The organism is Pseudomonas sp. PS02290, assembly GCF_029960075.1.
Classification (GTDB): Bacteria; Pseudomonadota; Gammaproteobacteria; order Pseudomonadales; family Pseudomonadaceae; genus Aquipseudomonas.
Window position 1 is genome coordinate 37596 of sequence record NZ_JASCOY010000032.1, and the last position, 19671, is coordinate 57266.

15 protein-coding genes are annotated in these 19671 nt (G+C 63.1%); 6 read left to right on the forward strand and 9 right to left on the reverse strand.

Features of this window, described 5'->3' with window-relative positions:
- Positions 1-242: 242 nt before the first annotated feature.
- Positions 243-1259 carry a LacI family DNA-binding transcriptional regulator gene (locus QMX88_RS15740; protein WP_282370880.1) on the forward strand — a complete coding sequence of 339 codons (1017 nt, stop codon included), beginning with the start codon at positions 243-245 and terminating at the stop codon, positions 1257-1259.
- A 614-nt stretch (positions 1260-1873) separates the two neighbouring features.
- Here the strand turns inward: QMX88_RS15740 and QMX88_RS15745 are convergent.
- The 5 genes from QMX88_RS15745 to glcD form a co-directional block, all read right to left on the reverse strand.
- Positions 1874-4051: a malate synthase G gene (locus tag QMX88_RS15745; protein ID WP_282370882.1), complete on the reverse strand. Its 2178-nt coding sequence runs from the start codon at positions 4049-4051 to the stop codon at positions 1874-1876.
- Between the two features lie 58 nt (positions 4052-4109).
- The gene (locus QMX88_RS15750) at positions 4110-4517 is read right to left on the reverse strand and encodes a heme-binding protein (RefSeq protein ID WP_122625337.1); all 408 of its coding nucleotides are present in this window, start codon (positions 4515-4517) and stop codon (positions 4110-4112) included.
- Between the two features lie 66 nt (positions 4518-4583).
- A complete protein-coding gene (glcF, locus tag QMX88_RS15755) occupies positions 4584-5807 on the reverse strand; it encodes a glycolate oxidase subunit GlcF (RefSeq protein WP_282370886.1) in 1224 nt (407 codons plus the stop codon).
- A 3-nt stretch (positions 5808-5810) separates the two neighbouring features.
- Positions 5811-6923, reverse strand: coding sequence for a glycolate oxidase subunit GlcE (glcE, locus tag QMX88_RS15760; protein WP_282370888.1), 1113 nt, complete (start codon positions 6921-6923; stop codon positions 5811-5813).
- On the reverse strand, positions 6923-8422 hold the full coding sequence (glcD, locus tag QMX88_RS15765; RefSeq protein WP_282370890.1) for a glycolate oxidase subunit GlcD: 1500 nt from the start codon (positions 8420-8422) through the stop codon (positions 6923-6925). The genes glcE and glcD overlap by 1 nt, the downstream gene beginning before the upstream one ends.
- A gap of 286 nt (positions 8423-8708) precedes the next feature.
- Here glcD and glcC point away from each other — a divergent pair, with 286 nt between their 5' ends.
- The 3 genes from glcC (at position 8709) to hppD (ending at position 11482) form a co-directional block, all read left to right on the forward strand.
- On the forward strand, positions 8709-9494 hold the full coding sequence (gene glcC / locus QMX88_RS15770) for a transcriptional regulator GlcC (RefSeq protein WP_282370892.1): 786 nt from the start codon (positions 8709-8711) through the stop codon (positions 9492-9494).
- Positions 9495-9630: 136 nt separating this feature from the next.
- Positions 9631-10263: a maleylacetoacetate isomerase gene (gene maiA, locus QMX88_RS15775; protein ID WP_282370894.1), complete on the forward strand. Its 633-nt coding sequence runs from the start codon at positions 9631-9633 to the stop codon at positions 10261-10263.
- Between the two features lie 142 nt (positions 10264-10405).
- Positions 10406-11482 (forward strand): 4-hydroxyphenylpyruvate dioxygenase, encoded by a 1077-nt coding sequence (gene hppD, locus QMX88_RS15780; protein ID WP_282370896.1) that lies wholly within the window; start codon positions 10406-10408, stop codon positions 11480-11482.
- A gap of 243 nt (positions 11483-11725) precedes the next feature.
- On the opposite strand, the gene QMX88_RS15785 is transcribed toward hppD, so the two are convergent.
- Complete coding sequence (locus tag QMX88_RS15785; protein WP_282370898.1) at positions 11726-12520, reverse strand: IclR family transcriptional regulator; 795 nt, start codon at positions 12518-12520, stop codon at positions 11726-11728.
- A 108-nt stretch (positions 12521-12628) separates the two neighbouring features.
- Between QMX88_RS15785 and hmgA the strand changes: the two genes are divergently transcribed.
- Both hmgA and fahA read left to right on the forward strand, forming a co-directional pair.
- Positions 12629-13945: a homogentisate 1,2-dioxygenase gene (hmgA, locus tag QMX88_RS15790; RefSeq protein WP_282370900.1), complete on the forward strand. Its 1317-nt coding sequence runs from the start codon at positions 12629-12631 to the stop codon at positions 13943-13945.
- Positions 13942-15240, forward strand: coding sequence for a fumarylacetoacetase (gene fahA, locus QMX88_RS15795; protein WP_282370902.1), 1299 nt, complete (start codon positions 13942-13944; stop codon positions 15238-15240). The genes hmgA and fahA overlap by 4 nt, the downstream gene beginning before the upstream one ends.
- A gap of 81 nt (positions 15241-15321) precedes the next feature.
- On the opposite strand, the gene QMX88_RS15800 is transcribed toward fahA, so the two are convergent.
- From QMX88_RS15800 to QMX88_RS15810, 3 genes are read right to left on the reverse strand one after another with little or no spacing between them, the layout of a single operon-like run.
- Positions 15322-16809 (reverse strand): N-acyl-D-amino-acid deacylase family protein, encoded by a 1488-nt coding sequence (locus QMX88_RS15800; protein ID WP_282370904.1) that lies wholly within the window; start codon positions 16807-16809, stop codon positions 15322-15324.
- A gap of 4 nt (positions 16810-16813) precedes the next feature.
- Positions 16814-17674 (reverse strand): MurR/RpiR family transcriptional regulator, encoded by an 861-nt coding sequence (locus QMX88_RS15805; protein WP_282370906.1) that lies wholly within the window; start codon positions 17672-17674, stop codon positions 16814-16816.
- The gene (locus QMX88_RS15810; RefSeq protein WP_108120002.1) at positions 17675-19024 is read right to left on the reverse strand and encodes a GntT/GntP/DsdX family permease; all 1350 of its coding nucleotides are present in this window, start codon (positions 19022-19024) and stop codon (positions 17675-17677) included. It abuts the gene before it with no gap.
- Positions 19025-19671 lie beyond the last annotated feature (647 nt).

Consider the following 19671-nt stretch of genomic DNA (forward strand, 5'->3'; position numbering starts at 1 on the left):
GAGCAGTAGTCATAAAAACCTCGTCCCGGAGACAGCGCTGTCTTCGCCGAATGGTGTGCAAGTCCGGCGAGACTGTTTCCAGGTGTAGTCATTGTTATGGGTATCTCGCTGATCCATGAGATGCATCAATCCAGTCGTTTAGACGATCGAAAAGTTGCGGGCCTCCGTGAGATAGCGCTACCTTAGAGCCCATCCCACACAATCGCAACCCCCGCAGCTTCCTTCCAATCAGTTGGCAACGCATGACACGTATTGGTTCCCGCTCCACCGGTCGTCCCACTCTCAACGAAGTCGCCAAACTGGCCGCCGTCTCGCCGATTACCGCGTCCCGAGCGTTGCGTGGCGTGGCCACCGTGGCGCCTGAACTGGTAGAGAAGGTTCGCGCTGCTGCGCTGAGTCTAGGCTATGTCGCCAATCCTGCCGCACGGGCGCTGGCGTCTTCGCAAAGCCAGTCGGTGGTGGTGCTGGTGCCGTCGCTGTCCAATCAGTTGTTCATCGAAACCCTCGAAGCCATTCAGACGGTTCTGCGTCCGCGCGGGCTGGAAGTGGTGATCGGTAATTACCACTACTCGCCTATAGAAGAAGAGAACCTGCTGCGCAGTCATCTGTCCCACCGACCGCGCGGCATTCTGCTGACCGGCTTTGACCGCAGCGTGGCGGCGCAGCAATTGCTGGCGTCCAGCGGCGTGCCGTGCGTGCACATGATGGAACTGGACCCGACCCGGGCCGAACCCTGCGTGGGGTTTTCCCAGCAACAGGCGGGTGCCGAAGCGGCGCGGCATCTGTTGAGTCGTGGCCGGCGGCGACTGGCGTACGTGTCGGCGCAGCTCGATCCACGGGTGATTCAACGGGGCGTCGGTTTTCGCGGCGTGCTGGAGCAGGAAGGGCTGTATGACGAAGGGCTGCAGATGGCATCGCCGCTGCCGTCGTCCATTGGCCTGGGCAGCGAGCTGTTCGCCCGATTGCTGGAAGCGCATCCGGACGTCGACGGGGTGTTTTTCTGCAACGACGACCTGGCCCAGGGCGCATCATTGGAGGCCCTGCGGCAGGGCATCCGCATTCCGCAACAGGTGTCGCTGATCGGCTTCAACGACCTGCCAGGCTCGGCGCACATGGTCCCGCGCCTGACGTCCATCCGCACCCCGCGCGAACAGGTCGGCCAGCGCGCCGCGCAACTGTTGCTCGGCTTGCTGGACGGCACAGTTCACGAATCGCAGGTGGATCTCGGGTTTGAACTGGTGGTGCGGGAAAGCACATAGGTGCTTTCGTGGGCAGCGTGGCGCGCCACCCCGGTCACTCCCGCAAATCCTCGAGCAATCCCGAACCAAAGTCAGACGCAGATCCTGTAGGAGTGAGCTTGATCGCGAATGCTGAATTCCAGCCGCCAGAGATGCAGTGGCTGCACTGGCCCCTTCGTGAGCAAGCTCACTCCCACAGGTTTTGTGCACGGGTCGAGATCTCATGCCAGCCCACCATTCTGTAGGAGTCTGCTTGCTCGGGAATGCTGACTTCCAGCCGCCAGAGATGCATGGGCTGCACTGGCCCCTTCGTGAGCAAGGTGGAACGCCACCCCGGTCACTCCCACAAGTCCTCGGCTCGGTCCGGAATCTCGAGTCGAGCCACAATCCTGTAGGAGTGAGCTTGCTCGCGAATGCTGACTTCCAGCCACTAGAGATGCATGGGCTCGACTGGCCCCTTCGTGAGCAAGCTCACTCCCACAATTCCTCCACCCACCCCAAAGCTTGAGTCAGACGCTGAACCTGTGGGAGCGAGCTTGCTCGCGAAGGCAATCTGTCAGCCAGCCTGAGCATCGCTGACACACCCCATTCGTGAGCAAGTCACCCCCACTTCAATCCCCAGCGCTTCCGCTTGATCAATGCTCCTTCTTGAACGCCAACCGGAACTCGTGCAACAGCGGTTCGGTGTAGCCGCTCGGCTGCTCACGACCTTTGAACACCAGCGCGCTGGCGGCCTGGAAGGCCACTGACTTCTCGAAATTGCCGGCCATCGGCGTGTAAGCCGAGTCACCGGCGTTTTGCCGGTCGACTACCTTCGCCATACGTTTCAAAGCGTCTTTCACATAGTCCTCGGAGATCACGCCGTGGCGCAGCCAGTTGGCAATGTGCTGGCTGGAAATGCGCAGCGTCGCGCGGTCTTCCATCAGGCCGACGTTGTGGATGTCCGGCACCTTGGAGCAGCCAACGCCTTGCTCCACCCAGCGCACCACATAACCCAGCAGCCCCTGGGCGTTGTTTTCCACTTCTTCGCGAATCTGATCCCCGTTCCACTCTGCCTTTTCGACGACAGGAATGCTCAGCAGGTCCAGCAGAATGTCTTCGCTGATGCTGTCCAGATCGACCTGTTCCAGTTCCTGCTGCACCGCTTTCACGTCCACCTTGTGGTAGTGCAGCGCGTGCAAGGTGGCCGCTGTCGGCGAGGGCACCCATGCCGTGGTCGCGCCGGCCTTCGGGTGCGCGATCTTCTGCTCCAGCATGTCGGCCATCAGGTCCGGCATCGCCCACATACCCTTCCCGATCTGCGCACGACCGCGCAGCCCGCACGCCAGGCCGACCAGCACGTTGTTGCGCTCATACGCCTTGATCCACGGCGTGGCTTTCATGTCGCCCTTGCGCAGCATCGGCCCGGCTTCCATCGAGCTGTGCATCTCGTCGCCGGTGCGGTCGAGGAAGCCGGTGTTGATGAACGCCACCCGCGACGATGCCGCTTCGATGCACGCCTTCAGGTTGACGCTGGTGCGCCGTTCTTCGTCCATGATCCCCATCTTGAGGGTGTTGCGCGGGATCTTCAGCGCGTCTTCGATGCGGCTGAACAGCGTGTCGGCGAACGCCACTTCGTCCGGGCCGTGCATCTTCGGTTTGACGATGTACACGCTGCCAGCGCGGGAATTGGTGCGGTTATGCAGGTCGTGCAGGGCGATCAGGCTGGTGATGACGCCGTCGAGAATGCCTTCGGGGATTTCCTTGTTGCCGTCGTAGAGAATCGCCGGGTTGGTCATCAGGTGCCCAACGTTGCGGATGAACAGCAGCGAGCGCCCGTGCAGGGTGATCGCGTTGCCGTCGGCGGCGGTGTACTGGCGGTCGGCGTTAAGGCGACGGGTGATGGTCTTGCCGTTCTTGACCAGGGCTTCGGTCAGGTCGCCCTTCATCAACCCCAGCCAGTTGCGGTAGATCACCAGCTTGTCGTCGGCATCCACGGCGGCGACCGAGTCTTCGCAGTCGATGATGGTCGACAGCGCCGCTTCCAGCAGCAAGTCCTTGATCCCGGCCGGATCAGTGCCACCGATCGGGCTGGCGGGGTCGATCTGAATTTCGATGTGCAGGCCATTGTTCTTCAGCAGGATTGCATTCGGCTGGCGCGGCTCGCCCTGATAGCCGACATATTTCTCGGGCTGGGCAAGGCGCGACTGACTGCCGTCCGCCAGGGTGACCACCAACTCGCCGCTGTCCACCGCGTAGGCTTTGGCGCCGACGTGGGAACCCGACGCCAGGGGCGCGGCTTCATCGAGCAGGGCGCGGGCGAAGGCGATGACTTTCTCGCCACGCAGCGGGTTGTACCCAGCCTTGATTTCGGCGCCGTTGGCCGAGGAAATGGCATCGGTGCCGTACAGTGCGTCGTACAGCGAACCCCAACGCGCATTGGCCGCGTTCAAGGCGTAACGGGCGTTGGCAGCGGGCACCACCAGTTGCGGACCGGCCTGTTCGCTGACTTCGATGTCCACTTTGTGGGTGGACACCTGAACCTGCGCCGGCACCTGCTTCAGGTAGCCGATGCTGTCGAGAAACGCGATGTACGCCGGCATGTCGGTGACCGGGCCGGGATTGGATTTGTGCCACTTGTCCAACTGAGCCTGTAGGCGGTCACGCTCTTTCAGCAGCTCGCGGTTGACCGGGGCGAGGTCGTGGACCAGCGAATCGAAATCGGCCCAGAACAGTTCCGGGGTCAGGCCTGTCCCGGGGATCACTTCCTCGTCGACGAAACGCTTGAGGTTGGCCGCCACCTTGAGGTTGTGGCAATTGACGAACTCGGTCATCTGGGGTCTCCATCATGAATTGGGTTTGCAGCGTTGCTGCAGGCGATCGCTGCGGACGTTACTGCGCGCTTACCGCGGCAACCCCGGCCTTGGCCACTTGTGCATCCTGATCGGCTTTCACCCCGGACACGCCCACCGCGCCGATGGTCTGACCGTCGATGATCACCGGCACGCCGCCCTCCAGCGAGGTCAGCAGCGGGGCAGTGACGAATGCGGTGCGCCCGCCGTTTACCATTTCCTCATAACCCTTGGATTCGCGACGACCCAGCGCCGAGGTGCGGGCTTTTTCGATGGCGATGTAGCCACCGATGGGCGCGCAGCCGTCGAGGCGCTCGAAACCCAGCAGGTGACCGCCGTCATCGGTAACGGCGATGGACACGGCCCAGCCGTTGTTCTGCGCCTCGGTGCGGGCCGCGGCGAGGATCTGGGTGACTTCGGTCTGGGTCAGTACGGATTTGGTTTTCATGCAGTTCTCCTGAAGGGCAAAGGGTGTCATGCGTGTCGGTCTGATACGGAGCCAGTGCGCCTGCAATCAACTTGGAGGCAGGGCGTCCTCGATGAGTTCGATCCAGTGTTTGACCGGCGTGCGGTTGGCGCTGGCCAGATGGGTCTGACAGCCAATGTTGGCCGTCGCGATCACGTCCGGGTTGCCACTTTCCAGCGCGTTCATCTTGTTGTCCCGCAGCTGTTTCGCCAGCACCGGCTGGGTGATCGAATAGGTGCCGGCCGAGCCGCAGCATAAGTGACTGTCGGGCACCGGTGTGAGATTGAAGCCCAGTCGGGTCAACACCGACTCAACGGCGCCGCCAAGTTTCTGCGCGTGCTGCAGCGTACACGGGCAATGGAAGGCCAGGGTCTGGCGCGTGCAACCGCCGAGCTGCTCCAGGGGTTCGGCGCGCAGCACTTCGACCAGGTCCCTGGTGCGTTCGCTGATGGCGGCTGCTTTTTGGGCGTAAGCCGGGTCGTTGCGCAGCAGGTGGCCGTAGTCTTTAACGAAGGCGCCGCAGCCGCTGGCCGTCTGCACAATGGCTTCGGCACCGGCTTGAATGCTCGGCCACCACGCGTCGATGTTCCGCCGCGCCCGCTGCAGGCCTTGTTCCTGCGCATTCAAGTGGTAATCCACGGCGCCGCAGCAACCGGCCTGGGCGATGGACGTGACGCTGATGCCCAGTCGATCCAGCACTCGCGCCGTGGCCGCATTGGTGTTGGGCGACAAACCGGGTTGCACGCAGCCTTCGAGAATCAACATTTGCCGCGCGTGCTGCCGGGTCGGCCGAGCCTTGGCGGGACGAATGTTGCCCGGCAGCTTGGTCCTCAGCGCAACCGGCAGCAGTGGCCTGAAGGATTTGCCCAACTGGGTCAGCGACTTGAACAGACCGGCATTGGGGACCACGGCGCGCAGGCTGTCGCGCAGCAACCGTTGGCCCAGCGGGCGCGGCACGGCGGCGTCGACCACCTCGCGGCCAATGTCCAGCAGGTTGTGGTAATCGACCCCGGAAGGGCAGGTGGTTTCACAGTTGCGGCAGGACAGGCAGCGGTCCAGGTGCAGCTGGGTTTTCTCGGTGACTTCCTTGCCTTCCAGCACCTGCTTGATTAAATAAATGCGCCCGCGCGGGCCATCCAGCTCGTCGCCTAGCAACTGATAGGTCGGGCAGGTGGCGTTGCAGAAACCGCAGTGCACGCAGCTGCGCAGAATGCTTTCCGCTTCTTCGCCACGGGGCAGGCTTCTAGCGTGTTCGCTCAGGGTCGTCTGCATGGTTCAGATCTCCGCGTACATTCGGCCCGGATTGAAAATTCCGTGCGGATCGAGTTGTGCCTTGAGCTGGCGGTGGTAGCGCAGCAACGGCGTGGCCAACGGCTGAAACGGGCTGTCGTCGAGGCCGTGGCTGTAGCAGGTGGCGTGCCCGCCTGCGGCGCTGACGATGCGACGAATCTCGCTGCCGCTGGCGTTGGATTTGAGCCAGCGTTGCGCGCCGGCCCAGTCGATCAATTGCTCCCCCGGCAGGTCCAGCTCAGCGGTGCTGACAGGCAATGACAGGCGCCACAGCGGACGGCCATCGGTGAAGAAATCCAGACGGTGTTCGTTCAATTCGCGCCAGTAAGCCGCGTTGATGGATTCGCCGCCCAGGCGGTCATGGGCCGCCGCGACCGAACCTTCGCCGCCTTCAAGACGCAAACGCAGCACGCGGCCGTCGTGGCTGGCGGCGCTGATCGGCAGGGGCTCCTGACCCCACTGCGCCAGGCGGGCGAGGGCGGTGGCGCTGTCGATCTCCAGCGCAATGCTGGTGCACAGTCGCGGCTTGGGCAGGACTTTCAACGAGACTTCGGTGATCAGGCCCAGGCAACCAAAACTCCCGGCCATGAGGCGCGACAGGTCGTAGCCGGCAACGTTTTTCATCACCTCGCCGCCGAAGCGCAAGTGCTTGCCGAGGCCGGTGATCACCCGCGTGCCCAGCACGAAGTCACGCACCGAGCCTGACCATGGCCGGCGTGGCCCGGACAAGCCTGCCGCGACCATCCCGCCCACGGTGCCATCGCCTGCGCCGCTGTCGCTCGCATCACCAAGGTTATAGCTGGGCGGCTCGCAGGGCAGCATCTGACCGGCTTCTTCCAGCGCGGCGTTCAGCACCGACAACGGCGTGCCGGCGCGGGCGGTGATCACCAGTTCGGTCGGGTCGTAAGTGACGATGCCCTTGTGGCTGCGCGTATCCAGCACTTCACCGGCCACCTCTCGACCGAGAAATGCCTTGCTGTTGGCGCCTTGAATGCGCAGCGGCAGGGCGGACTGAATCGCCTGATTGACCTGTTCCAGCAGTGCGTCGCTGGCGTCGCGGTCCTGGGCCACGAAGGCTGGCTGACGTTGGGCATCCATCAGAAACGCTCCAGTTCAGGGAAGGGCAGCTTGCCCATGTGCACGTGCATGGCACCAAATTCGGCGCAGCGGTGCAGGGTCGGGATGTTCTTGCCGGGATTGAGGGTGCCGGCCGGGTCGAACGCGGCTTTTACGGCGTGAAACAACGTCAGCTCGTCACTGTTGAATTGCGCACACATCTGATTGATCTTCTCGCGGCCCACGCCGTGCTCGCCGGTGATGCTGCCGCCGACTTTCACGCACAGCTCCAGAATCTTTCCGCCCAGCGCTTCGGCGCGGTCCAGTTCACCGGGTTGATTGGCATCGAAGAGGATCAGCGGGTGCATGTTGCCGTCGCCAGCGTGGAAAACGTTGGCGACGCGCAGGCCGTATTCTTCCGACAGCGCGGAAATGCCCTTCAGCACGCCGGGCAATTCCCGACGCGGAATGGTGCCGTCCATGCAGTAGTAATCCGGCGACAGCCGACCGACTGCCGGGAAGGCGTTCTTGCGCCCGGCCCAGAAACGCACCCGTTCGGCCTCGTCTTTTGCCTGGCGGATTTCGGTCGCGCCGGCGTTTTCCAGCACCGCGCGAACCCGGTCGCAGTCAGCGTGCACGTCGGCTTCCACGCCATCGAGCTCGCACAACAGAATGGCTTCGGCGTCCACCGGGTAGCCGGCGTGAATGAAGTCCTCGGCGGCGCGAATGGCGAGGTTGTCCATCATTTCCAGGCCGCCGGGGATGATGCCTTCGGCGATGATGTCACCCACCGCGCGACCGGCTTTCTCCACCGAGTCGAAGGCGGCCAGCAGCACCCGCGCCACTTGCGGTTTGGGCAGCAGTTTGACCGTCACTTCAGTGATCACGCCGAGCATGCCTTCTGACCCGGTAAACAGTGCGAGCAGATCAAAGCCTGGCGCGTCCAGTGCGTCGGAGCCCAACACCATGTGCTCGCCCTCGACCGTGAGGATGTCGACCTTGAGCAGGTTGTGCACGGTCAGGCCGTATTTCAGGCAATGCACGCCGCCGGCGTTCTCCGCGACGTTGCCGCCGATGGAACAGGCAATTTGCGAGGAGGGGTCCGGCGCGTAATAAAGGTCGTAAGGCGCTGCGGCCTGGGAAATGGCCAGGTTGCGCACGCCGGGCTGCACGCGGGCAAAGCGCCCGGCGGGGTCGATGTGCAGAATTTTGTTGAAGCGCGCCATCACCAGCAGCACGCCTTTTTCCAGGGGCAGGGCGCCGCCGGACAGTCCGGTCCCGGCACCCCGCGCCACCACCGGCACGCCGCGCTCATGGCAGACCTTCAGCAGCGTCTGCACCTGCTCGATGCGCTGGGGCAGCGCCACCAGCATCGGCGTCGTGCGGTACGCAGAAAGGCCGTCGCATTCATACGGGCGCAGTTCTTCCTCGCGGTGGAGGATGTCCAGATCAGGCAGGCGGGATTGCAGCGCTTGGAGCAGCTGTTGTTTGTCGATGACCGGCAGAACGCCGTCGACGCGTTCGTCGTACAGGATATTCATGATGGGTTCGCAACCCTGTCTTGTTTTTATTGGAGGCCCGTTCCGTGGCGGAACGTGAATGGTTGGCTTGCATCATTGGCTTAGCCGGGCTTAGTGTCTACCGGGTGGAGTAGTGGTCGAACCAGTTTCGCGATAGGGCTGAATCAAATAAACGACTAAAAGACTTGGTTATCAGTGAGATAGATCCCACGCCAATTCTCGTGGTTTTTACCGCCGTCCATGGTCATACCAGTGAGGGCAAGCAATAAGCGCCCACCCATCCAACGCAATGAAGCAGGTCCGATCCATGGAAATCACTCAGGCCCAGTCCCACACCAAACGCCCGCAGCAGGTCGCCGATGTCGTCAGCGAGCGCATCGAGCGGCTGATTGTCGACGGGGTGCTCAAGGTTGGTCAGTTGCTGCCTTCCGAACGGCGGTTGACCGAAAAGCTGGGGGTGTCGCGCACTGCGCTGCGCGAAGGCCTGCAGCTGCTGCGCGCCAGGGGCATCATCGAAACCCGTCAGGGCAAGGGCTCGTTCGTCGCGCAAATGGGCGGGTTGGGGCTGACCGCCAACTCGCCGTTGATGCACTTGTTCGCCTCCCAGCCGCGCACGCTGTACGACCTGTTTGAAGTGCGCAGCCTGCTGGAAGGGGAGTCCGCACGGCTGGCGGCGCTGCGCGGCACCGACGCGGATTTTGTTCTGATCACCCGGGCCTACGATGCCTTGGTTGCCGGCCATGACCACCCGTTGCCGGCGTCCGAACACGCGCGGCTCGACCATGCGTTCCACCTGGCCATCTGCGAAGCGTCTCACAACCCGGTGCTGGTGCAGACCCTGCGCTCATTGACAGATCTGCTGCTGAACACGGTATTCGCCTCGGTCAACAACCTCTATCACCGCGACGCGCAGAAACGGCAGATAGACCGCCATCACGCCCGGCTCTATAACGCAGTGACCGGGCGATTGCCCGAGCAGGCGCGCAAGGCCGCTGTGGCGCACATCCAGAACATCTGCGACAACCTGCGGGAGATCGAAAGCGAAGAGCAGCGGCTGGTGCGCGCCACGCTGCGGCTGGAGGGTTGGGCGTGAGTCAACGGAGCTTCGCCTGCAGCTCCGCTTGATAGGACCTTCGCTTGACAGACCTCACCCATTGCCGCAGTTTACGCATTGCGTAAGCGGCTTACGCCGTAGTGAAAAACCAAAACAACAATAACAGGCCATTCCCGTGGATCTTTTCACCTACTACCGATCGACCTCCAGCTACCGGGTGCGCATTGCCCTGGCGCTGAAAGGTCTCGCGTTCGACGCCATCCCCGTCAACCTGATCCGCGACGGCGGCGAGCATCACCAGCCCGACTACCTGGCGATCAACCCCCAGGGCCGGGTTCCCGCCCTGAAGCTGGACGACGGTGAAGTGATCATCCAGTCCATGGCGATCATCGAATACCTCGAAGAATTCTCCCCGGAACCTGCCTTGCTCCCTGACGCGCTGCTCGACCGCGCGCGCCATCGGCAGATTGCCGCCCTGATCGGTTGCGACATTCACCCGCTGCACAACGTCGCGGTGCTCAATCGTCTGCGCGGCATGGGCCACGATGAAGGCGATGTGACGGCGTGGATCGGCGACTGGATCAACCAAGGCTTCGCCGCCGTGGAAGCCCTGATTGGCGATACTGGATTTTGTTTCGGCGCGGTTGGCCTGGCGGATGTGTACCTGCTGCCTCAGGTGTATACGGCGCGGCGCTTCAACATCGACATGAGCCCGTACCCGCGAATTTGCCGGGTCGAAGGGCTGGCGTTGCAGCATCCAGCGTTTCAGACCGCTCATCCCGATGCGCAATCGGACAAGCCGGAGTAATCTTTCCCACATGAAAAGCTTCGGTCTGCAACTGATCTTCGGCGACTTCCTCGCCCGCAGCGTGCGCGGGATTTCCTGCGCGCCACCCGCTGAATCGTGATCCGAGCCGCTGTGCCTCTCACTATTTAGCAGGAGCAAGACCGTGACTGATCTCTACGAAAACCCGATGGGCCTGATGGGCTTTGAATTCATCGAATTCGCCTCGCCCACCCCTAATGTGCTGGAGCCGGTGTTCCAGATCATGGGCTTCACCAAAGTCGCCCAACACCGCTCGAAGAACGTGTCACTGTACCGCCAGGGCGCGATCAACATCATCCTCAACAACGAGCCCAACAGTGAAGCGTCCTACTTCGCTGCGGAGCACGGTCCTTCGGTGTGCGGCATGGCCTTCCGGGTCAAGGATTCGCAGATGGCCTACAAGCGCGCGCTGGAACTGGGCGCCCAGCCTGTCGAGATCGGCACCGGGCCCATGGAACTGCGTTTGCCGGCCATCAAGGGAATTGGCGGCGCGCCGTTGTACCTGATCGACCGTTTCGGTGAAGGCACCTCGATCTACGACATCGACTTCGTGTACCTCGAAGGCGTCGACCGCCATCCCAAGGGCGCCGGCCTGCAATTCATCGATCACCTGACCCACAACGTCTATCGCGGGCGGATGGCGTATTGGGCGAACTTCTACGAGAAGTTGTTCAACTTCCGCGAGCTGCGCTATTTCGACATCAAGGGCGAGTACACCGGCCTGACCTCGAAAGCGATGACCGCGCCGGACGGCATGATCCGCATCCCGCTGAACGAGGAATCGTCCAAGGGCGCCGGGCAGATCGAAGAGTTTCTGATGAAGTTCAACGGCGAAGGCATTCAGCACGTCGCGTTCTTCACCGAAAACCTGATCGACACCTGGGACCGGCTCAAGGCGCTGGGCATGCGCTTCATGACCCCGCCGCCGGACACCTATTACGAAATGCTTGAAGGCCGGCTGCCTAACCATGGCGAACCGGAGCACGAGCTGAAGGCGCGGGGGATTCTGCTGGACGGCAACTCCGACGGCGGAAACAAGCGCCTGCTGCTGCAGATCTTCTCGGAAACCCTGATGGGGCCGGTGTTCTTCGAATTCATCCAGCGCAAGGGCGACGATGGATTCGGTGAGGGCAATTTCAAGGCGCTGTTTGAATCGATCGAGCGGGATCAAGTGAGGAGGGGGGTGTTGGCGGTGGATTGAAGTAGGTGCACGCGGGCTGTTAGTGGGACCGGCTTGAGCCGGGAAGGGGCCGGTTTGAACGCCATCAATTTTGTGGCGTAACCGCCGACGCCTTCCCGGCTAAAGCCGGTCCCACTAGATGCACATGGTCCGTTAGTAAGACCGGCTTCAGCCGGGAAGAGGGCAGTTTGAACACCATCAGTTGTGTGGTGTGGCTGCCGACGCCTTCCCGGCTAAAGCCGGTCCTACTCGATGCGAGCGGTGCTACTGATCCTGCGGCATTTCCCCACCCATCCGCGCGCTGATCGCCTGGGCCGTCTGCAGCAGCTTCTGCGCGGCGAGGGCTTGGCGCTGATCGGTAAACACCGACGCTGAACCCACCACTGTCACCACGCCCACCAGCTTGTTGCCCATGGCAAACACCGGCGACGACACCGCATTGACGCCGGCCATCAGCAGGCCATGAATCTGGTGCACCCCGGTGCTGCGGATCTCTCGTAAGTGGCGATCAATCTCCTTCATCTGCGCGGCGTTCAACGAGGCAGATTCCGCCTCTCTCAGCATCGCGGTTTCGGTCGGCGACAGAAAGGTCTCGAACACCAGCCCGGTGGACGAACTGAGCAGCGGCAGCACCGAGCCGATCTGCGTGACCAGGGTGACCGCCCCCAGTGACTGTTCGACGTACACAACCGTTGGACCTTTGTTGCCCCACACCGCCAGAAAACAGGTTTCGTTGAGTTCGTCGCGCAGTGCGATCAATGCCGGCGCGGAGGTCTTCAGCACATCCAGTTGGCTCAGCGCCGCCAGCCCGACCTGCAAGGCCGAGCGCCCCAGACGGTAGTGATTGCTGGCCGGGTCCTGCTCGGCAAATTCGCTGTCCACCAGCGCCTGCAGGTAGCGATGCACCTTGCTCGCGGGCATGCCGACGTATTCGGCGAGTTTCGACAGTGACGTGGCGGGCGCCAGTTCGGCCAGCGCCTTGAGGACGCCGACGCCGACTTCAGCCGACTGGACTTTCTGCTGGCGCGGCGCAGTGGCGGGGGTGGAATCGTCGGTCATGGAAGGGAGGCCCCCGGTCTGGAAAGGCTGCTTTATAGCTTGACCCTTCCTCAAACTCAAATTACGTTATGCGTAACACGCTTACGATAAAAACAATAAGAGGTCGTCATGTCGACAACACCCCGGTCCGAGCCCCTGCGCTACCAGCGCGGCTTCGGCAATCAATTCAGCAGCGAGGCGATGCCGGGCGGTTTGCCCCACGGACAGAACTCGCCGCAACGTCACCCGCTGGGCCTGTACGCCGAGCAATTTTCCGGGACCGCGTTCACGGTCCCCCGCGCTGAAGCCCGGCGCACTTGGCTCTACCGCATTCAACCGTCCGCGGCGCACCCCCGCTTTCAGCGCCTTGAGCGCCAGATCACGGGCCAACAGCAAGGCCCCGTGACACCCAATCGCCTGCGCTGGAATGCCTTCGACATCCCTGCCGAGCCGACCGATTTCATTGATGGCCTGCACGCGCTGGCCAGCACCTCGTCTGCCGAACAGGCCGAGGGCGTGAGCATTTACGTCTACACCGCCAACCGCTCCATGCAGCGCGCGTTCTTCAACGCCGACGGCGAGTGGCTGATCGTCCCCCAGCAGGGCCGGCTTCGCATCACCACCGAACTGGGCCTGCTCGACCTTGAGCCGCAGGAAATCGCCGTGCTCCCCCGTGGTTTGAAATTCAGCGTCGAGCTGCTCGACGGCACAGCGCGGGGCTACATCTGCGAGAACCACGGCTGCGCCCTGCGCCTGCCTGACCTTGGGCCCATTGGCAGCAACGGCCTGGCCAATCCCCGGGATTTCCAGGTGCCCCACGCGCATTTTGAAGACAGCGTGCAGCCCACTGTGCTGGTGCAGAAATTCCTCGGCGAACTGTGGGCGACCACGCTCGGTCATTCCCCCTTCGACGTCGTTGCGTGGCACGGCAACAACGTCCCGTACAAATACGACCTGCGCCTGTTCAACACCATGGGCACGGTGAGTTACGACCACCCCGATCCGTCGATCTTCACCGTGCTGACGTCTCCGAGTGCTGTCGACGGTCAGGCGAACGTCGATTTTGTGATCTTCCCGCCGCGCTGGATGGTGGCGGAAAACACCTTCCGACCGCCCTGGTTCCACCGCAACCTGATGAACGAATTCATGGGCCTGATCGACGGGGCCTACGACGCCAAGGCCGCAGGTTTCATGCCCGGCGGCGCGTCGCTGCACAACTGCATGAGCGCCCATGGCCCGGATAACGCCAGCGCCGAGAAAGCCATCGCCGCCGAACTCACGCCGCACAAGATCGAGCAGACCATGGCGTTCATGTTCGAGACCGGCAAGGTCCTGCGCCCCAGCTACCACGCACTGGAATGCCCACAGTTGCAAAGCGACTACGATGCCTGCTGGGATGGCATCGCCAGAACGTTCAAGCCTTTCGACACGGACAGCCAACGATGAGCACTTCACACCACCCGCGCAGTTGGGTTGCCAGCGCCAACGAGCACCCCGATTTCCCCCTGCAAAACCTGCCCCTGGGCGTGTTCAGCCGCCCCGGTTTCGGCAAGCGCGGCGGCGTTGCCATCGGCGATTTCATTCTGGATCTGCAAACGGCCCTTGAGGCCAGCCTGTTCAACGGCGCTGCGCGCGTGGCCGTGGAGGCCGCCAGCCGCGGGCAACTGAACGACTTTTTCGCCCTGGGCGGTTCGTCGCGGCAGGCGCTGCGCCATGAATTGCTGCACCTGCTCGACGAAAGAACCCTGCAGCGTGAGCGCTTGCAGGCCATGGGCGACCGTCTGCTGGTGCCAATGGCTGACTGCCAGATGCACATGCCGGCACAGGTCGGCGACTACACCGATTTCTACGTCGGCATTCATCACGCGATGAACGTCGGCAAGCTGTTCCGCCCGGACAACCCGCTGCTGCCGAACTACAAATACGTGCCCATCGCTTATCACGGGCGTGCGTCGACCCTGGGTGTGTCCGGGATGCCGGTCAAGCGCCCCAGCGGGCAGACCTTGAAACCGGGTGCCGAGACGCCGGATTTCGGGCCGAGCAAGCGCCTGGATTACGAACTGGAAGTGGGCGTGTGGATCGGGCAGGGTAACGAGGCGGGCGAGCCCGTCGCCATCAGCAGGGCGGGCGAGCACATCGCCGGTTTCTGTCTGCTCAACGACTGGTCGGCTCGCGACCTGCAAGCCTGGGAGTACCAGCCACTGGGGCCGTTTCTGTCGAAGAGTTTTGCCACGAGCATTTCGCCGTGGGTGGTCACGGCCGAAGCCCTTGCGCCGTTTCGCGCGGCTCAACCGGCGCGCCCCGAGGGTGACCCGCAGCCGATGCCTTATCTGTTCGACGAGCAGGATCAGGCCGGCGGCGCGCTGGACATCGAGCTGGAAGTGTTGCTGCTCACCGCGCAGATGAGAGAGCAGGGCGTCGCGCCCCAGCGTCTGTCCCTCAGCAACACGCTAAACATGTACTGGACTGTCGCGCAGATGGTGGCCCACCACAGCGTCAACGGCTGCAAGCTGCAGGCGGGGGATCTCTTCGGCACCGGCACCTTGTCAGGCCCGCAGCCCGGCCAACTCGGCAGCCTGCTGGAAATGACCGAGGGCGGTAAGCGCGCCGTTGAATTGCCCAACGGCGAGACGCGAACCTTTCTGGAGGCCGGCGATGAGGTGATCCTCAAAGCCCGCTGCCGCAAGGAGGGCGAAGTGAGTATCGGCTTTGGCGAATGCCGTGGGGTGGTGGTGGGCTAAAGCCGCATGCGATGTTTTAGTAGGACCGGCTTCAGCCGGGAATAGGCCAGTGTGTGCGCCATCAATTTGAGCTATGGCCCCTTACGTCTTCCCGGCTAAAGCCAGTCCTACTGAACCAAACCCACCTGCCAGGGACCCGCTGCGCGGCAAAAACCGTCCTTGCCGTTCACCCTGCGGTTTGCCCTCGGCATAGCTCAAATGCCCGTTAACCCAGACCGCGTCGATGCCCTCCGCCGCGCGTTTGGGCTCTTTGAAATCCGCCACATCGCGCACGGTGCCCGCGTTGAACAACACCAGGTCCGCGCAATACCCTTCGCGCACGAAGCCACGATCATGCAGCCCGAAGCGTGTGGCGGTCAGTCCGGTCATCTTGTGGACGGCGGTGTGCAGCGGAAACAGCCCCAGATCCCGACTGAAATGCCCGAGCACCCGGGGGAACGCACCCCACAGGCGCGGGTGCGGAAACGGATCTTCCGGCAGTCCGTCAGAACCGATCATCGACAGCGGGTGCTTCATGATCCGCTGCACGTCGTTCTCGTCCATCCCGTAATACACGGCGCCAGCCGGCTGCAGCTTCCGCGCGGCGTCCATCAGTGAAAGGCCCCAGTCGGCGGCGATTTCTTTCAGCTCACGGCCGCCCTGTTCCGGGTGTGGCGTTGACCAGGTGATGGTGATCGGAAACGCATCGGTGACCTGTTTCAAATCCAGCGTCGAAGAACTGGCCGCATACGGATAGCAATCGCAGCCCACCGGGTGGGTCAGGGCGGCATTTTCCAATGAGGCCAGCAGCTGCGGACTGCGGCCCCAGTTGCCTGCGCCCGCGCATTTCATGTGGGAAATCACCACCGGCGATTTGGCGTGACGGCCGATCTCGAACGCCTCGTCCATGGCCTCCAGCACCGGCTCGAACTCGCTGCGCAAGTGCGTCGTGTACACCGCGCCGAACGCCGTGAGCTCCTCGGCCAGTTGTTTGACTTCGTCGGTTTCGGCCGAGAAAGCCGAGGCATAGGCCAGACCGGTGGACAGGCCCAGCGCGCCATCCGCCAGGCTGTCGTGCAATTGCCCGCGCATGGCGCTGATTTCATCAGCGCGCGCCGTTCGAAAAAGATCATCCATGTGATTGCTGCGCAGCGCGGTGTGGCCGATCAGCGCCGCCACATTGACCGCCGGACGCGCCGCGTCCACCGCGTTGCGGTAATCGACAAAGCGCGGATAAACGAATGCAGCGGCGGGGCCCAGCAGGTTCATCGGATCCGGCGGGTCGCCTGCCAGGGAAACGGGTGACGCGCTGATGCCGCAGTTGCCGACGATCACGGTGGTCACGCCCTGGGTGATTTTCGGCAGCATCGCCGGCTGACGAATCACCACGGTGTCGTCGTGGGTGTGCACGTCGATGAAACCCGGCGCCAGCACGCGGCCGGCGGCGTTGATCTCCTCGCGGGCGGAGACGTCGTGGAGGTCGCCGATGCGCTGGATGCGGCCGTCGCGGAGGGCAACGTCGGCGCGGTAGCCGGGCGTATCGCTACCGTCGATCACCAGCGCGTCGCGAATGATCAGGTCGTAAAGCATGGGGTCAGTCTCCAAGGGGCAGGCCGTCGTCGCCGCCGCGGTAGTCATCCAGCGCGAGCTTGATCCGTCGCAGCCGTTCGCGGTTGGCGTCGGGCGCGGTCAGCGCCAGTTCGGTCGCCAGCACGTCGATGGTCAGCAGCATGCCGTAGCGCGCGGCCGTGGGTTTGTAGATGAAATTGGTTTCAGCGATCTGCAGCGGCAGCAGGACATCCGCCCGTTCCGCCAGCGGGGAGCCGGGCAGAGTAATGGCGAGAATCTTCGCGCCATAGCTGCGGGCGAGATCCACTGCGTCGAGCAGTTCAGGGGGGCGCCCGCTTAGCGAGCAGACGATCACGCTGTGCTCGGGACCCAGGGTCGCGGCGATCAGACGCATCATCACCGGGTCACGGCTGGCGGCAATCGGGTAGCCGAGGCGCACCAGCCGGGTCTGCAGTTCTTCGCTGCACAGGCTGGACGCGCCGCCCATGCCGAAGCTGTGAATCATCCGGGCCGGCGCCAGCAGGGCCACCGCCGCCTGGAAGCGTGATTCATCGAAACCGGCCAGGTGCTGGCGCAGGGTGGACTCGATGTCGCCGACGATCTGGGTGAAAAACGCCGACTGCTCCGGCGCCTGCTCCGGGGTGAGGAAGCGGTTGCCCACGGCGCTGGCCTGGGCCAGTTGCAGGCGCAGGTCGCGCAGGTCCTTGCAGCCCACCGTGCGGGCGAAACGCGACAGCGTGGCGCTGCTGACTTCGGCGCGGGCGGCGAGGTCGTCGAGGCTGGCGCTGGCGGCAAACGCCACGTCGCTGAGCACCAGTCTGGCGATGCGGCCTTCGCCGGCGCTGAACGACTCCTGGCGGGCGCGGATCTGGTAAAGAATGTCCACTCAGATCACCTGCGCCAGCCCGAGGGTCAGGACGAAAGCGATCACCGAAATCAGCGTCTCCAGCACCGTCCAGGTCTTGAAGGTCTGTGCCACGGTCATGTTGAAGTACTCCTTGATCAGCCAGAACCCACCGTCGTTGACGTGGGAAAAAATCACCGAGCCGGCGCCGGTCGCCAAAACCAGCAGCTCCGGATGGGGATAGCCCAGACCCAGCGCTACGGGTGCCACGATGCCGGACGCCGTGGTCATTGCCACGGTGGCCGACCCGGTGGCGACGCGCATCAATGCGGCGAACAGCCAGCCCATCAGCAGCGGCGACAGATGCCAGTCCTGCGCCAGGCCCACGATCTCGTTGGTCACGCCGCTGTCGACCAAAATCCGGTTCAGACCGCCGCCGGCGCCGACCAGCAACGTAATGCTGGCCGTTGGCGCCAGGCATTCCTGGGTGAATTTCAGGATCGAATCGCGGGAGAACCCTTGGGCAATGCCCAACGTCCAGAAGCTTAGCAACGTGGCCAGCAGCAGCGCGATCACCGAGTTGCCGATGAACAGCAGAAAGCTGTTGAAGCCGCTGCCCGGCGTGGAAATCAGGTTGGCCCAGCCACCCAGCAGCATCAGCACCACCGGCAGCAGAATGGTCGCCATGGTGATGCCGAAGCTCGGCAGTTGGGCGCGGGGTTCACGGTCGAGAAATTGTTTGGCGAGCGGGTTTTCATCGGGCAAATGAATGTGCGGCACGATGAAGCGCGCGTAGATCGGGCCGGCAATGATCGCGGTAGGGATGCCGATGAGGATGGCGTAGAACAGGGTCTGGCCCACCGACGCCTGATAGGCCTGCACCGCCAGCATCGCGGCAGGGTGCGGCGGCACCAGGGCGTGGACCACCGAGAGGCCGGCGACCATCGGCAGGCCGACCATCAGAATCGACACGCCGACCCTGCGCGCCACAGTGAACGCAATCGGCACCAGCAGCACGAAACCCACTTCGAAGAACAGCGGCAGCCCCACCAGAAACGCGATGCAGACCATCGCCCAGTGCGCGTTGCGCTCGCCGAAGCGGTCGATCAAGGTGCGCGCCACCTGCTCGGCACCGCCGGACTCGGCCATCATTTTGCCGAGCATGGTGCCCAGCGCCACGACCAGCGCGATGTGCCCCAGCGTCTTGCCGACGCCGCCCTCATAGGACGCGACGACGGCATTGGCCGGCATGCCGGCGACCAGCGCGAGGCCGACGGACACCAGGGTGATGACGATGAACGGATTGAGACGAAAGCGCGCGATGAGCACGATCAGGGCGATGATCGCGACGGCGGCATAGACCAACAGAGACAGGCCGGTTGACGGAGGCATGCAACGGATTCCTTGCTGAGAATGAGGAGGTCAGGGCTTGGGCGGCGGCGGGGCTGAGCCTGTCGAGCTACAACAGAGCAGGACTCACCCGCGCAATGGCGTTAACCGGTGCGCAGCCAGGCGGTGAAAACGATCTCGGCAGTGGGTGTTGCAAGCGCCATGAACGGCGAAAGAAGAGCAGGGGCGAGACGATCACAGGTTGGCATTATTGTTATCTCTGATTTCGTGGTAGAAATTAAATTACATGAAATAGGATAAAGAGATCAATTCATGAAAATTAATTTCGCTCCGATGTTTTGCCTTGCGACCGGTCAATTTGTGGGGAGCGAGGGCTGCCTCAGGATTTCGGCCGGTTTGTTGGACGTGTGGGAGTGACCGGGGTGGCGTTCCACCTTGCTCGCGAATGCGGTTTATCCCGCGAAGAAAATTCATTGGCTGAACTGCCTTCTCTGCGAGCAAGCTCACTCCTACAGGTCTCTGTGCGCGACCTCGATTGCCCGGTCGATGCAGTCAATTTGCAGGAGCGAGCTTGCTCGCGAAGAGGCCAGGACAGCCAGACACTTTCTCTGGGGAAGGACAGTCAGCCTTCGCGAGCAAGCTCGCTCCCACAGGATCGTGGGTGACTTGAGATTTCGAACCAAGCCGAG